Consider the following 15,975-nt stretch of genomic DNA (forward strand, 5'->3'; position numbering starts at 1 on the left):
GTCCAATACCAAAGTATAAAAAGAAATAACTTTTTTACTATAGTGTTAAATTACAAATAATTTAACAAATTTATATTTTTAATGTTAGCTAGCTAACATTGTGTTGAAGTCATAGGTTATATTTTTGAACAAATAAAAGTTTTGTTTAGTAAAATAGTATAATTATGAAACGTTTTTTACACACTAAGAGGTTCAAAATTTTATTTTTTGCTACCTTTTTAAGTGGAATGAGCTTATCCTTTGCACAAGCCATTCCTCGTTTAACTAAAGTGGATCCCGAAAATAATTTGGTAACGGTGACCAACTTTGGCGACCAACCTGTAAATCTTATTGACTATTGGTTTTGTCTTGGTCCAGGAACTTACCAAAGATTAGGTGCTTTAACACCAGTTTCGGGAAGTATAAACTTAACTGCAAATCAAAACTGTAACATTGCCTTACCAAATGCCGGAAGCTGGTAGTGGTCTATCTTTTTAAAGTGCTCCAAACTTTTCATCAGTAGATGCTATTGAAGATTTTGCACAATGGCGAGTAGATGGCAATGCAAGAGAGGGTTTGGCTGAAAGTAAAGGGGTATGGACAGCTGGCGATTTTATAGACGATACAGGTGTTTATAGTTATATTGGTGATGGTACTGAAAATGGATTAGCCCAGTGGGAAGCTTCATTAGTAGATGCCGGGATATTAACGGGCGGTCCATTTGAATTTTTTGTTGGTGATGGAGTAGCAGATAACATTCCTGCAGATGGTATAACGATAGCAGGGGGTGTAGGTTCAGAATCAGCATGGGTAGTAACCGATGAGGATTTAAATATATTAGGATTGCCATCAACATTTTCGGCAGTTAATTTTGATACTGCAGGTTTAGGAACATGCTTAGTATGGTACTTACGTCACGATGGTTCGTTAACAGGAGCAGCTATTAATGCAAATGCAGGTACTGATTTAGGTGGGAATTTTGATCTTTCAAACCCGATAGAGGTAGTAAGGAAGACTGTTGATGCCGGTGTTTTAAGTGGCGGTCCTTTTAAATTTTTAGTTGGTGATGGAGTAGCGGATAATATTCCTGCAGATGGTATCACTATCGAAGGTGGTGTAGGCGCAGAATCTGCATGGGTAGTGACCGATGAAGACCTAAATATACTAGGATTGCCCCCAACGTTTTCGGCTGTTAATTTTGATACTGCTGGTTTAGGAACGTGCTTAGTATGGTATTTACGTCACGATGGCTCATTAACTGGTGCAGCTATGGGAGCAAATGCTGGTACTGATTTAGGAGGAAATTTTGATCTTTCAAATCCAATTGAAGTGGTAAGAAATACAGTGGATGCAGGTGTTTTGAGTGGAGGTCCATTTAATTTTTGTGTCGAGGATGGGGTAGCGGACAATATTCCAGCCGATGGTATCACTATCGAAGGAGGTGTAGGATCAGAATCTGCATGGGTAGTAACTGATGAGGACTTAAATATATTAGGTTTACCACCAACATTTACGGCAGTAGATTTTGATGGAGCAGGAGCTGGAACATGTTTAGTATGGTACTTACGCCATGATGGTTCATTGGGTGGAGCAGCTATTAATGCAAATGCTGGAACAGATTTAACAGGAAATTTTGACCTATCAAACCCTATAACAGTGAATAGAGTTGTTGGAGGAGATTGTGCAACATTATCAATAAACGAATTTGATACAGAATTACCTGTAACAATTTTTCCTATACCAGCGAGCGATAGTTTAACTATTAGTACAACTAATGCTTCTGGAGATCTTGATATCAAAATCTACAGTTTAACAGGTCAAGAGGTTCTTGAAACTGTTGCAATTTCCCAATCGGGAAGTGTAACTTTCGATGTTCAAAATTTAGAACCAGCTGTTTACATTTTAAGTATAACAGATAAAGATGGAAAGAAACAGTCTTTTGAACAAATTGTGATTGAATAATTTCCGAGGAATATAAAAATTTCAAAATATTTAAACCACCTATTTTTAGGTGGTTTTTTATTGGTTATTTTGAGTAAAATTAATTATAATTATTTGATTACAAGGTTTTTATTGGTCTTAAAAATAGTTAAAACTATGTACTTTAGTGCATTTCGCTTTTAGCTTCTAAAAATTTATCTTCGTATAATGTCTTATCAACGAAGTAATGGTCATAGCGTAAGTCGGTTAACAGTTCACTTAGTTTGGAGTACAAAATACAGATATTCAGTATTGCAAGGAGATATAAAGCAGCGTTGTCGTACAATTTTGATACAGATTTGTTAATCAGAGGATGTCAATATTCTAAAGGGAGTTGTCTCAACGAACCATGTCCATATGCATGTTGAATACCGACCTTCATTATCGATAAGTGATTTGGTTAAGAAATTAAAAGGAAGAAGTTCTAGGAAATTACAACAAGAGTTTCCAGAGTTAAATAAGCGTTATTGGGGTCGTCATTTCTGAGGTATAGGTAATGGTTGTTGGAGTACTGGAAATATTACAGATGAGATGGTTAATGAATATTTAGAGCACCATCGAAAGCCTAATGATGATGGTTCAAATTTTATATTAGAATGACTTTCAGTCGTAAAGGAAACTATGGACTTCAAGTCCATAGTGGTTCATTTAGTTTTGATTTTTTTTATTGCAAATCGTTTTCCTACAAAAAAATAGTTTCTAATATCTTAAAAACAAATAAGTTAAAGTTTTATTAATTTTTAAGGGTTGTTTTCTTACAATTTAAAGCATACTTTAGCGCTGCCATAAAAAAATGGCGTTTAATAATATATAATACTCTCTATTTATGACTAATGAACAATTAGCCTTGTTAAAATCATCAAAAATTCTGGTCACTGGAGCTGCAGGTTTTATCGGGTCAAATTTATGCGAAGCATTGCTAAATGTAGGTAGTGAAGTCGTGGCGTTTGATAATTTTGCCACGGGACATAAAAAAAATATTTCCCCTTTAACGAAAAGTCCAAATTTTACATTTATCGAAGGAGATATTAGAAATTTGGATGATTGTCAAAAAGCATGTCAAGGAGTTGATTTTATTTTACATCAAGCCGCATTAGGATCTGTCCCTAGATCAATTAATGACCCGATTACTTCAAATGATGTTAATGTTGGAGGATTTTTAAATATGTTAGTAGCGGCTAGGGACAACAACATAAAACGATTTATTTACGCGGCAAGTTCTTCTACCTACGGGGATTCGGTAAGTATGCCTAAGGTAGAAGATAAAATAGGAAATCCGCTATCGCCTTACGCTATCACTAAATATGTAAATGAATTATATGCCAATAATTTCAAAAAAACCTATGATTTAGATACCATCGGTTTGCGCTATTTTAATGTATTTGGTCGTAAACAAGATCCTAATGGTGCGTATGCAGCTGTAATTCCTAAATTTGTGATGCAGCTAATGAAACACGAATCACCAGTAATCAATGGAGATGGATCTTATTCAAGAGACTTCACTTATATAGATAATGTGATACAAATGAATATGTTGGCGATGGTTTCTGAAAATTCAGCAGCATTAAATAATGTTTATAATACCGCCTTTGGAGAACGTACCACTTTAAATGAATTAACTACTTTATTAAAAGAAAATTTAGCTGTTTACGATGCTAAAATTGCTAACGTAGAAATTAAATACGGACCTGAGCGCAAAGGTGATGTTCCACATTCATTGGCCTCAGTGGATAAAGCTAAAACGCTATTAAAATATAACCCTAAATTTGATATAAAGGCAGGGTTAAAAGAAGCGGTGGATTGGTATTGGGAAAATTTAAAGTAAATTACGGTAATGACTTCAAATAAAATAGCAATAATTGGTTTAGGATACGTAGGATTACCTTTGGCAAGATTATTTGCCACCAAATATGCAGTAGTGGGTTTCGATATAAACGAAACTAGAATCAAAGAATTGCAATCCGGAAATGACACCACATTGGAGGTAGACGCTGCTGTTTTAAAAGCTGTGCTAAAAACATCAGCAGATGATACCAATGGGTTGTACTGTTCTAATAAATTAGAGGATATTAGTGATTGTACTTATTATATTGTCACTGTTCCCACTCCGGTGGATAAAAATAACAGGCCCGATTTGACTCCTTTATATAAGTCAAGTGAAACTGTGGGTAAAGTACTCAAAAAAGGAGATATTGTAATTTATGAATCTACGGTATATCCTGGTGTGACTGAAGAAGAGTGTATTCCGGTTTTAGAACGTGTTAGCGGATTAAAATTTAATCAAGATTTTTTTGCAGGGTATTCTCCCGAAAGGATAAATCCTGGTGATAAATTACATACAGTTGACAAAATTTTAAAAGTTACCGCAGGCTCCACACCAGAAATTGGTGAAAAAGTGAACGATTTGTATAAATCGGTAATTACTGCGGGAACTCACCTAGCACCAACTATTAAGGTGGCTGAAGCAGCTAAAGTGATTGAAAATTCGCAACGAGATATCAACATTGCCTTTGTAAATGAATTAGCTAAGATTTTTAACTTAATGGATATTGATACCCACGCAGTATTAGAAGCGGCTGGTACTAAGTGGAATTTTTTGCCATTTAAGCCTGGACTTGTAGGGGGGCATTGCATAGGAGTTGACCCTTATTATTTAGCCCAACGCGCTCAAGAATTTGGGTATCACCCAGAAATTATTTTAGCAGGACGTCGATTGAATGATAGTATGGGACAATATGTGTCTTCAGAGATTATAAAACTAATGGTAAAGCACGACATCCGAATAAAAGGAGCTAATGTTTTAGTGCTAGGAATAACTTTTAAAGAGAATTGTCCTGATGTACGAAATACAAGAGCTGTAGATGTAATAAGTAGCTTAATGGATTTTGGTACAAATGTTACTATTTATGATCCTTGGGCTAGTACTACTGAGGTGAAGCAAGAATATGATTTGGATACTACAAACATTTTACCAAACCGTAAATTTGATGCTATTGTATTAACAGTAGCACATAAAGAATACCTTGATTTAGATTTAAAATCATTGCTCGTGCCAAATGGAATTTTATACGATGTAAAAGGAATTTTGGAAGGTGAAGTTGAAGGACGATTATAATTTATAATTGAATTAGATATTAATTAAAACAATCAAATTTGAGTCAATTAAAAAAAGGAGCTATTTTATCCTACGTAACAATATTTTTGACAAATATTGTTGGATTACTCTTAACTCCTTTTATTATAAAAAGTTTAGGTCAATCTGAATATGGCTTGTACATCCTTTTGGGATCATTTGTAGGCTATATTTCATTATTGGATTTTGGGTTAAGTAATACTATTGTAAGATTTGTCGCCAAATACCGTGCTAATAATGACCATGATGGGGAAAAGAATTTTTTGGCCACAGTATTTATTATTTATACTATAATGTCATTTGTTGTATTATTAATTGGAGCAATAGCTTATTTTAATATTGAACTTATTTTTGGAAGTTCTTTAACTTCTACTGAGCTTGAAAAAGCAAAAATTTTAATGCTATTACTAGTATTGAATATGACAATTACATTACCAGGTCAGGCTTTTACAGGTATTTGTAGTGGGTATGAAAAATTTGTTTTTCCTAGAATCATTAATATTGTTAGATATATTGTTCGGTCATTATTAGTAGTAACTATTTTGCTTTACGGCGGTAAGTCAATAGCAATTGTAGCCATTGACACTTTTTTAAACATAGCTATTATTTTAGCAAATATGTTTTATGTGTTAAAAGTAATGAAAGTCAAAATTAAATTAATGGCTTTTGATAAGGAATTGATCCGTACAATTTTCAGTTATTCAGTTTGGATTTTTGTTTTTGCAATGATAGGGCAGTTATTCTGGAAATCAGGTCAAATGATTTTAGGAGTTACTATTAGCACTGAAGCTGTAGCTATATTTGCAATAGGAATTGTATTAAGTGGTTATTTTGGTGCGTTTGCTGGCGCAATTAATAGTGTTTTTTTACCTAAAGCTACGTTTATGGTGGAGGCAAATAGTACGAGAAAGGATTTGACAGCAATGTTTGTTAAAGTTGGTAGGATATTGACCTTTTTACTATTATTTATTTGGGCTGAATTCATACTTTTTGGAAGAGATTTTATTGAATTGTGGGTAGGCGCTGCATATAAAGACTCTTATATGATAACAGCAGTTATAATGACGGCATATATTTTACCATTGGTACAAAATTTTGCAAATTCCTTGATTGAAGCCTCAGGTAAATTTAAATTTAAAGCAAAAGTATATTTCATTACCATTTCATTAGGTATTATTATTGGAGCGTTATTATCCCCATATTATGGGTATTGGGCTATTACGTGGAGTTATTCCATTTTTTGGGTAATATCCCAAATTATAATGAATTGGTTTTTTGATAAGGAATTGAATTTGGATATGAAATTCTTTTTCAAGGAAACATTTGGAAAACTTTCCATAGTATTAATCATATCATTAGTTTCAGGATATTTTATAAATCAATTGTTTGAAGCCAATTGGGGGTATTTTCTAATTAAAGCTTCGTTATATGCAGTTATTTATTTAAGCCTAACTTATTTCTTCGTGTTAAACGAATATGAAAAAAATCTTTTTTTGAAATTTAGGAGGTAATTATGAAAAGAAAACTACTTAAATATATATCAAAAAAAATAGCAGCATTATATTGGGGTTACCTAAAAAAAGAAATTGATGATTTTGTAATAAATTCACAAAAAAAACAATTTAAAAAATTAGGGGAAAACGTAGTTTTTAAGGCAGGGGGCACAATTTACCATCCAGAGAACTTAGAGGTAGGTAATCATGTACGCGTAGGCGACAATTGCTTTATTATGGCTATTGGAGGGGTTGAAATCGATGATGGAACTATAATTAGTAGAAATGTGTGTATCCATTCAGGTAACCATAGCTATAAATCAAAAGAATTAGTGCCTTACGATGATACGTATGATACTAGAAAAACACGTATAGGTAAAGCCGTTTGGATTGGTCAAAATGTAAATATTTTGCCTGGAGTTTCCATATCAGATGGGGCTATAATTGGTATGGGAACAACAGTATCCAAAAATGTTGGCGTTGGTGAAATTGTTGTAGGTAAAGGTCAACGAACTTTAGGAGAAAGAGATGTTGAATTGCTGAAAAAAGCAATGTCAACAGATGCATATTTCGCTAAACAACATCCAAACTTATGATTTTATGGTATCAGTAATAATCCCTACATACAAGCGAAGTTTGCGTTTGCCAATAGCTATTGATAGTGTAATTAATCAGACTTATAAGTCTATTGAAATCATTGTTGTTGATGACAATAATAATGACGAATTTAGAATTGCAACAAAAAAAATTCTAGAGCCTTATTTGAGCAATAAACTGATTACTTATATAGCACATACAAAAAATAGAGGAGGTTGCGCAGCAAGAAATACAGGCGCTTATGCGGCAAAAGGAGATTTTATCGCTTTTTTGGATGATGATGATTTTTATGAGCCTATTAAAATTCAAGAACAAGTAAATTTTTTAAATAATAACAAAACTCTGGATGCTTGTATCTGTTCCATGTTTCGCATTGATGAAAATAAAAACGAAATAGTTTCAAGAGAAAATGAAGCCCGAGGAATCAGTTTGAAAGAAGCAATTTTAGATGGAAATTTATTCACTTCAATGTTATTAATTAAAAAGAATGTTTTTGAAAAGCTAAAAGGATTTTCTGAAATTCCTAGATTTCAAGATAAATTTTTTCATTACAAATTTTTGGAAAATGGCTTTAAAATAGGTGTTCTAAATAAGCAATTACTAACTTTGGTTGAGCATAATGATTTTCGTATTTCATTATCAACTAGCAATAAAATAATATATGCATTAGAGGTTTTGCATCATTTTGAAGTTCAGCATAAACAGTTATTTTCAAAAAAAGAATGGAAATTTATTTTACATCGATTTTATTTTAAAAAAGCTTATACGCTTAGTCAAGGAACTGTTATTCAAAAAGTAAAAGGTTTCGTTAATATACTGAAATCACTAAAATACTATACAGGTGATTTTAATATAGTGAAGCTTACTCTAAAAACATTTATTCCAAATTTTATTTTTAAAATTAAAAATAAGCATTAGTTATGATACCAAAAATTATCCATTTTTGTTGGCTTAGTACCGATGAATATCCACCTTTAATTAAAAAATGCATGGATACTTGGAAGGAGAAATTACCTGATTATGAATTTATTCATTGGGACACTAATAGATTTAAATTAGAAGATAATATTTGGGTAAAACAAGCATTTGAAAGTAAGAAATATGCTTTTGCAGCTGATTTTATACGTTTGTATGCTGTATATCATTATGGAGGAATATATTTAGATACTGATATTGAAGTTGTAAAAAATTTCGACAATTTGTTAGATAGGCCTTATTTTATAGGAGCTGAAGGCGAAGGAGTTATAGAAGCTGGTGTTTTTGGTGCAGAAAAAAATGCTGATTGGTTGAAAGAATGTTTGAATTATTACAAGGGGAGGGAATTTATAAAGCAGGATGGTAGTTTTGACACGTTAACTTTACCAAGGATAATGATGTCTCAAATAGCTAAGGTGAGAACTTTTGAGCAAACTATTCCCGAAAAAATACAGCCTGCGCAGCAACATGAAAATATAAGTAAAATTTATATGTTTCCTGAGGATTATTTTTGTGCAAAAAATCATGGTACAGGTGTCATTGAAAAAACAGAAAACACCTATTCAGTACATCATTTTGCAATGTCGTGGATGCCTAAAAAGAGAACATTCCTACCTAACGTTAAACGAAAATTGATGTCAATTTTTGGCGTAAATACTATAAATGGTTTAATTAAAATTTTAGGATTAAAAAAACTGAAAAAGTAGTATGCTATTTAACTCATTCGAATACTTAATTTTTTTACCAACAGTTTTTTTTCTTTATTGGTTTGTTTTAAATCAAAAGTTAGTTGCTCAAAATACACTATTACTTGCTGCTAGTTATCTTTTTTACGGCTGGTGGGATTACAGATTTTTGGGACTTATTATTTTTAGTTCTTTTATAGATTATTACTGCGGTTTGGCTATTGAAAAATCTTCATCAAAAAGGAATAAAAAAAGATGGTTGGTTGTAAGTATGTTGGTTAATTTAGGCTTTTTAGGAGCTTTTAAATATTTTAACTTTTTTTCAGCATCTTTATCTTATGGATTGAATTCTTTAGGTTATGAAGTAGATACATTAACATTAAATATAATACTACCAGTTGGAATTAGCTTTTATACCTTCCAAACAATGAGTTATACAATTGATATATATAAAGAGCAGTTGAAGCCATGTAAAGATATCATTGCTTTTTTTGCTTTTGTAAGTTTTTTTCCACAACTGGTTGCTGGTCCTATTGAGCGCGCAACTAATTTGCTTCCTCAATTTTATAAGAAAAGGGAGTTCAGTTATAAAAAAGCTTCGGATGGATTGAGGCAGATTTTATGGGGATTATTTAAAAAAATTGTAGTTGCTGATAATTGTGCAAAAGTAGTTAATCAGATTTTTGAAAATTACAATGAAATGAATTCTAGTACGCTATTAGTTGGCGCTGTTTTTTTTGCATTTCAAATTTATGGAGATTTTTCAGGATATTCAGATATCGCCATTGGGACATCAAGGTTATTTGGATTTAATTTAATGCAAAATTTTTCTTTTCCTTATTTTTCAAGAGATATAGCTGAATTTTGGCGTCGTTGGCATATCTCTTTATCAACTTGGTTTAGAGATTATGTATATATTCCATTAGGAGGAAGTAGAGGAGGCACAGCAATGAAAATTCGGAATACATTTATAATTTTTGTAGTTAGCGGTTTTTGGCATGGAGCAAATTGGACGTTCGTTATTTGGGGATTTTTAAATGCTCTTTATTTCTTACCATTATTACTAACGAATAAAAATAGAATTAATACTAACGTAGTAGCTGAGGGGAAATTGATTTTTAATATTAAAGAATTTTTACAATTAAGTACTACTTTTTTGTTAACCATATTTGCATGGATTTTTTTTAGAGCCTCAACCATTACAGAAGCAATTAATTATATTAAAAGAATATTTACTACATCATTAGTTAGTTTACCAATGGTAGATGTAAAACCATTTTTATATATAGGTGTTTTGGTATGTATTGAGTGGTTTCAACGAAGCAAACAACATGGATTAGAACTTAGTGAATTGAAGATTATGCCAGTTCGTTGGTCGATTTACATTTTTGTTTTTTGTTTGATTTTATTTTTTGGAGCGCAATCTGAATCTTTCATTTATTTTCAATTTTAAATTAAAATACTATTAAAATAAAATTTACATGAACACAACAAATCAAACATCAATACTATTAATAATGCCTTATGGTAGTGTTGGAGGTATGGAGCGTTTGGCTTTGAGTTTTTATGACTTTTATAAATCAAAAGGTTATGCTATTAAAGCATTGAAATTTATAAAATTAGATAATGATATTATTAATTTTGGAGAGGATGAACTTTTTTTTAAAGGTTATGATTTTTCCGCTATGTCAAGATTTGAACGATTTTCATTTTATTTTAAAGCTCCTGTTTTAATTAGGAAATTGATAAAACAGTATAAAGTTACGCATTCAATTGCTTTTGGAGATATGGCTAATTTGTTTAGTTCTGTATCATTTAGTAGTGAATATAAAATAGGAAGCATACATGCTTTAAAGAGTATTGAGTTTAAACACCCCACTTCATTTCATAAAATCACAAAATGGGGATATAAATCAACCTATAAAAATTTAGATAAGCTTGTTTGTATCAGTAAAGCAATCAAAATGGATATTATTGAAAATTGTGGATATAAATTTTCAAACATTCAAATAATTTACAATCCTCATGATATTAATCAGCTAATTCATTTAAGTAATGAGCCAATAACAAATGCAAATGAAAAAAAACTCTTTTCAAAAAAAACGATCATTTTTTTAGGAAGATTATCAATTCAAAAGTCGCCGTGGCACTTTATAAAAGCTTTTAGTTTGTTAGTAAAACACCAGCCAGAAACTAATTTAGTAGTTATAGGTGATGGAGATGCAACAGTTATAAGTTATATTCATAAGCAAGTAAAGGAGCTGAAATTAGAAAAAAATGTTTTCTTTTTAGGTAGAAAATCAAACCCTTACAAATATTTGAAAGCTGCAAATGTTTTAGTATTGAGTTCACACTATGAAGGTACACCCAATGTTATAGTTGAGTCTATAGCCATAGGTACACCTGTTGTTTCTTCATATTGCACTAAGGGTATTATAGAATTAATGGCAACAAAAGATTATAATGAAACTACAAATAATATAGAAGTTGAGGCAGGAATTGTAACTCCTAACTTATTTAAAGGTGAATTAGGTATCCCTCGATCATCAAAAGTATTTAAAGAAGAAGAACAGCTTAGCCAGGCGTTGAAGAAAATGATAACAGATGATTCTTTTAAATTAGCATTGCAAAAAAACAGAAAAGTATTGTTGCAAAAGTTTGATTTAGAAAATGTGTGTAGTACTTATTTGAATAAAATTTGAAATGAAGAGATTTATACTAAAAGCGTTACTTTTCTTTTCTGTAGTAGTTGGAATATTTTCAATGATTCTGCTATTTTATGGAAGTTATGTCGATTATTTTTATGAGAAATTTACATCTCCTAAGGCTTCTTCCATGATTATAGGTGATAGTAGGGCTTTACAAGGGATACAACCGCAGGTAATTAATCAAAACTTAGTTAATCAAAATATAAGTTTGCCTATGTTTAATTATAGTTTTACTATAGCACAAAGCCATATAGGACCACTTTACAGAAAAAGTATATTAAAAAAGATAGATAAAAAAACAACCAATGGTTTATTCATTTTAGCATTAAATCCATGGATGTTTGGATCAAAAAAAACAAATAATAATTATAAAGGAGAATTTAAAGAATTGGGTCAGCCACCTCATAATATGAATTATGTTTCAATGAACCCTAATTTTGAGTATTTAATTAAAAATTTAAATTTTTTCCATTTCAAAGGTGTTTTTAGGAAAAGTTCAAAATTACACAAAAATGGTTGGTTAGAGGAAACAAACTTGCCTAGCGATCAAAATGTGTTTAATGATTGGAAAAATAATCAATTGAAAATTTTTAATGGTTTCATAAAAAATTATAAAGTTTCAAAATATAGAATGAAAAGTTTAGATACATTGGTGAAAAATCTAAAGAAATATGGAGAGATTGCTATTGTAAGGACTCCAATTGATGAGGAAATGCTCAATTTAGAAAAAACTTTTTTTAAAGACTTTGATAAGTTTATGTATGAAATTTCTGAATCAAATAACATTCATTATTTCAATTTCACGCAAAGTAATTTAAAAAATATAAAACTTATGATGGTCATCATATAAATAAATTTGATGGAGTAGATTTTACAAAGGCAATTTGCGATTCTGTAAAGAAAAAAATGAACTTTAGTAAAAGTGATAAATTAGAAAATAAAAGGAGATGATTTTCAATTCAATTGAATACTTAATTTTTTTGCCTACAGTTTTTTTATTGTATTGGTTTGTTTTTAATAAGTCTATCCGAATACAAAATTTTTTACTCCTGGTTGTAAGTTATATTTTTTATGGTTGGTGGGATTGGCGATTTTTGTCTCTAATTATATTTAGTTCCATTATTGATTTTTATTGTGGAATTTATATTGAAAAAGAAAATACTAAGAAGTCAAAAAAAAGGTGGCTTACTTTAAGTATGCTCATTAATTTGGGTTTTTTAGGGTTGTTCAAATACTTTAATTTTTTTTCAAACTCCTTAGCCGAAGCTTTTTTTTCATTAGGTTATGAATTGGATACACTTACCTTAGACATCGTTTTGCCCGTTGGGATTAGTTTTTATACTTTTCAAACAATGAGTTATACAATTGATGTTTACAGAGGACAATTAAAGCCCACAAAAGATCCAGTGGCATTTTTCTCATTTGTAAGCTTTTTTCCCCAATTGGTAGCCGGACCAATAGAAAGAGCAACTAATTTATTACCTCAATTTTATAATGAACGAAAATTTGATATTATTGAAGCAAAGGATGGATTAAGACAGATATTGTGGGGATTGTTCAAAAAAATAGTTATTGCTGATAATTGTGCTATAATTGTTAATCAAGTGTTTGATAATTATACTGATTACAGCGGAAGTTCATTATTTATCGGAGCTGTGTTTTTCGCATTTCAAATTTATGGAGATTTTTCAGGCTATTCAGATATTGCCATTGGAACAGCACGTTTGTTTGGTTTTAATTTAATGCAAAACTTTGCTTTTCCTTATTTTTCTAGGGATATTGCTGAATTTTGGCGCCGCTGGCATATCTCTTTAACTACCTGGTTTAGAGATTATGTATACATCCCATTAGGAGGGAGCAGGGGAGGAACATCCATGAAGGTGAGGAACACATTTATAATTTTTATTGTTAGTGGATTTTGGCATGGTGCAAATTGGACATTTATCGTTTGGGGGGTACTTAATGCCTTGTATTTTATGCCACTGTTATTGCTAAATAAAAATAGAGTAAATACTAATGCCTTAGCAGCCAATCATTTTTTTGTAAGCCCTAAAGCGTTTTTTCAAATTATTTTAACATTTTTATTAACTATTATAGCTTGGGTGTTTTTTAGAGCGCCCAACGTGCATACAGCGTTCAGTTACTTACTCCGAATGTTCAATAAATCTTTGCTTTCAGTGCCTCAAGTAAGTTTGAAGCCTATGATTTTTATAATACTGTTGTTAATTATAGAATGGATACAAAGGAATCAAAAACATGGTTTAGAATTAAACAATGTTAAGTTAAATAAATACATCAGGTGGTTTATTTACTATTTATTAATTATTATTATTTTTTGGTTCGGAGCAGAAAAACAAGATTTTATTTATTTTCAATTTTAAACAAATGAAGCAATTTATTAAACATAGTGTAGTATTTGCAATGGGTGTTTTTTTGCTTGTTTTTATGGGTTTACTACTACCTAATAATAATCCAGTACGTTCGGTTGATTATAGTTTGTTAAAAAAACACGAATTGTTACATGAAAATAATGGTTCAAAATTAATACTTACAGGAGGTTCAAATGTAATTTTTGGATTCAATAGTAAAATATTACAAACCAAGCTGAATAAGCCAGTAGTAAACCATGCTATTCATGCGGGTTATGGGCTTAAATATATTGTAGAGGATGTTTTTCAATATGTAAAAAAGGGGGATATAATTTTATTATCTCCTGAGTATTCTCATTTTATCGATAATAATTACTTGGGTAAAGAACCTTTATTATTTAGTTTGAAGGTTAAGCCTAACAATATAAGATTGATCTCATTAGGTCAGTTACTCAATGTGGCTGAGTTCATTCCTAAATTTTCGTTTGATCGAATTAAATCTTTTGTTTATAACAAACTGAAACCTTCAAAACCAAATAAAAATGAAATCGGTAATTATACCGAATTTTCAATTAACGAATTTGGAGATCATTACACACATTGGGATGATAAAAATAAAAATTTAACACTTTATAATTTTAATGGGGAGGTAAATATGAAAGTAATTGAGTTTTTGAATAATATAAACGAAGAAATTGAAAAAAAGGGGGCTCAATTAATTTTATCCTTTCCAAGTATTTGCGAAACAACATATGAGACAAATAAAAATACTATTCTTAAAATTGAAGAAACACTTATAAAAAATTGTAATTTCAAAATATTAGATACTCCGGAAGATTACGTATTTAATGATAGTTTGTTTTTTGATACTTCTTATCACTTAAATAAAATTGGAATAAAAAATAGATCAGAAAAAATCGCATTTAAATTAAAAAATGAAGTAAAATGATCACGTTTATTCCATTAGCGCATTATTATTCAGTATATGTACATGTATGCTTATTTTTAGTTTTGGCTAATTTGATTCATGCTTATACCTTGGATATTGATGATCCTAAGAATATTTCTTTTTTGAGATCGGTAGGTTATATATTATTGTTTCTATCAATTTTTTATTTGGGACTCAGACCAATAAGTGGTATGTATTTCGGAGATATGGGAACCTATTCAAGATATTTTAATGGATATGCTTATGGAGAACCTGTAAATGTTGATAAAGATTTTGCGTTTCATTATTACATGAAATTTGTATCTAATTTCACAACCGTTCATGGTTTCTTTTTTTTAACTGAGTTTTTATACATTATTCCCATGTATTTGATTTCAAAAATACATTTTAAAGAATACTGGTTTTATTCTTTTTTTATGTTTTTAGTATCATTTTCATTTTATACATACGGTGTAAATGGAATAAGGAATGGAGTAGCAACTTCAATGTTTTTATGGGGATTATGTTATCAAAATAAAAAATGGCTCATGATACTATTTTTTGTACTAGCAGCATTATTTCACAAAACACTATTATTACCAGTAATGGCTTATGTAGTTACCTTATTTTACAATAACCCTAAAGTATATATAAAAACTTGGTTATTGTGTATTCCTTTATCATTTGTTATTGGGGGGGCGTTAATTAGTTTGTTTACTATTTTGGGTTTTGGAGATGACAGGTTAGCAGCTTATTTAAGTGATAACACTTCTGTAGAAAATGTAGGAAAAACGGGTTTCCGCTGGGATTTTATTTTTTATAGTTCATTTGCCGTATTTACGGGCTGGTATTTTATAATAAAAAAGAAGTTTGAAGATGTTTTTTATCATCAAATTTATGGAGTATATCTTATTTGTAACAGCTTTTGGATTTTAGTAATTCGTGCCAATTTTTCTAATCGATTCGCATATTTATCATGGTTTCTAATGGCAATTATTATTATTTATCCTTTTTTGAAAAAACAATTTTTTGAAGCACAAGAAGTAGTAATTGCTAAAGTAGTTGTTGCCTATTTTTCATTTACATATTTAATGTGGTTAGTATATTATGGTTAATGCTAAAAATCT

At 30.5% G+C, this 15,975-nt stretch carries 14 protein-coding genes and 1 pseudogene; all 15 read left to right on the plus strand.

Features of this window, described 5'->3' with window-relative positions; all coding sequences use genetic code 11:
* Positions 1-164 precede the first annotated feature (164 nt).
* The 15 genes and pseudogenes from GMC_RS0111205 to GMC_RS0111270 all read left to right on the plus strand — a co-directional run bounded on the left by GMC_RS0111205 (position 165) and on the right by GMC_RS0111270 (position 15,963).
* Positions 165-461, plus strand: a complete 297-nt coding sequence (locus GMC_RS0111205; protein WP_010520426.1) for a hypothetical protein — start codon at positions 165-167, stop codon at positions 459-461.
* A 94-nt stretch (positions 462-555) separates the two neighbouring features.
* A complete protein-coding gene (locus tag GMC_RS19805; protein WP_010520425.1) occupies positions 556-1,941 on the plus strand; it encodes a T9SS type A sorting domain-containing protein in 1,386 nt (461 codons plus the stop codon).
* Positions 1,942-2,127: 186 nt separating this feature from the next.
* A pseudogene (gene tnpA / locus GMC_RS21290) lies at positions 2,128-2,559 on the plus strand (IS200/IS605 family transposase).
* Between the two features lie 226 nt (positions 2,560-2,785).
* On the plus strand, positions 2,786-3,784 hold the full coding sequence (locus tag GMC_RS0111215) for an SDR family oxidoreductase (RefSeq protein WP_010522214.1): 999 nt from the start codon (positions 2,786-2,788) through the stop codon (positions 3,782-3,784).
* A gap of 9 nt (positions 3,785-3,793) precedes the next feature.
* Positions 3,794-5,074 (plus strand): nucleotide sugar dehydrogenase, encoded by a 1,281-nt coding sequence (locus GMC_RS0111220; RefSeq protein WP_010522215.1) that lies wholly within the window; start codon positions 3,794-3,796, stop codon positions 5,072-5,074.
* A 38-nt stretch (positions 5,075-5,112) separates the two neighbouring features.
* On the plus strand, positions 5,113-6,603 hold the full coding sequence (locus GMC_RS0111225) for a lipopolysaccharide biosynthesis protein (protein ID WP_010522216.1): 1,491 nt from the start codon (positions 5,113-5,115) through the stop codon (positions 6,601-6,603).
* 2 nt (positions 6,604-6,605) lie between these two features.
* On the plus strand, positions 6,606-7,181 hold the full coding sequence (locus tag GMC_RS0111230) for an acyltransferase (protein WP_010522217.1): 576 nt from the start codon (positions 6,606-6,608) through the stop codon (positions 7,179-7,181).
* A gap of 4 nt (positions 7,182-7,185) precedes the next feature.
* Positions 7,186-8,100 carry a glycosyltransferase family 2 protein gene (locus GMC_RS0111235; protein WP_040472525.1) on the plus strand — a complete coding sequence of 305 codons (915 nt, stop codon included), beginning with the start codon at positions 7,186-7,188 and terminating at the stop codon, positions 8,098-8,100.
* Between the two features lie 2 nt (positions 8,101-8,102).
* Entirely contained in the window at positions 8,103-8,864 is a 762-nt protein-coding gene (locus GMC_RS0111240) for a glycosyltransferase family 32 protein (protein WP_010522219.1), read from the plus strand.
* A 1-nt stretch (position 8,865) separates the two neighbouring features.
* On the plus strand, positions 8,866-10,296 hold the full coding sequence (locus GMC_RS0111245) for an MBOAT family O-acyltransferase (protein WP_010522220.1): 1,431 nt from the start codon (positions 8,866-8,868) through the stop codon (positions 10,294-10,296).
* Between the two features lie 28 nt (positions 10,297-10,324).
* Positions 10,325-11,545: a glycosyltransferase gene (locus tag GMC_RS0111250; protein WP_040472523.1), complete on the plus strand. Its 1,221-nt coding sequence runs from the start codon at positions 10,325-10,327 to the stop codon at positions 11,543-11,545.
* Between the two features lies 1 nt (position 11,546).
* Entirely contained in the window at positions 11,547-12,401 is an 855-nt protein-coding gene (locus GMC_RS0111255) for a hypothetical protein (protein WP_040472524.1), read from the plus strand.
* 97 nt (positions 12,402-12,498) lie between these two features.
* Positions 12,499-13,932: an MBOAT family O-acyltransferase gene (locus GMC_RS0111260; RefSeq protein WP_010522223.1), complete on the plus strand. Its 1,434-nt coding sequence runs from the start codon at positions 12,499-12,501 to the stop codon at positions 13,930-13,932.
* Positions 13,933-13,936: 4 nt separating this feature from the next.
* The gene (locus GMC_RS0111265; RefSeq protein WP_010522224.1) at positions 13,937-14,869 is read left to right on the plus strand and encodes a hypothetical protein; all 933 of its coding nucleotides are present in this window, start codon (positions 13,937-13,939) and stop codon (positions 14,867-14,869) included.
* Positions 14,866-15,963, plus strand: coding sequence for an EpsG family protein (locus tag GMC_RS0111270; protein ID WP_010522225.1), 1,098 nt, complete (start codon positions 14,866-14,868; stop codon positions 15,961-15,963). Before GMC_RS0111265 ends, GMC_RS0111270 begins: the two co-directional genes overlap by 4 nt.
* Positions 15,964-15,975 lie beyond the last annotated feature (12 nt).

The organism is Aquimarina agarivorans (genome assembly GCF_000218485.1).
GTDB classification, from domain to species: domain Bacteria; phylum Bacteroidota; class Bacteroidia; order Flavobacteriales; family Flavobacteriaceae; genus Aquimarina; species Aquimarina agarivorans.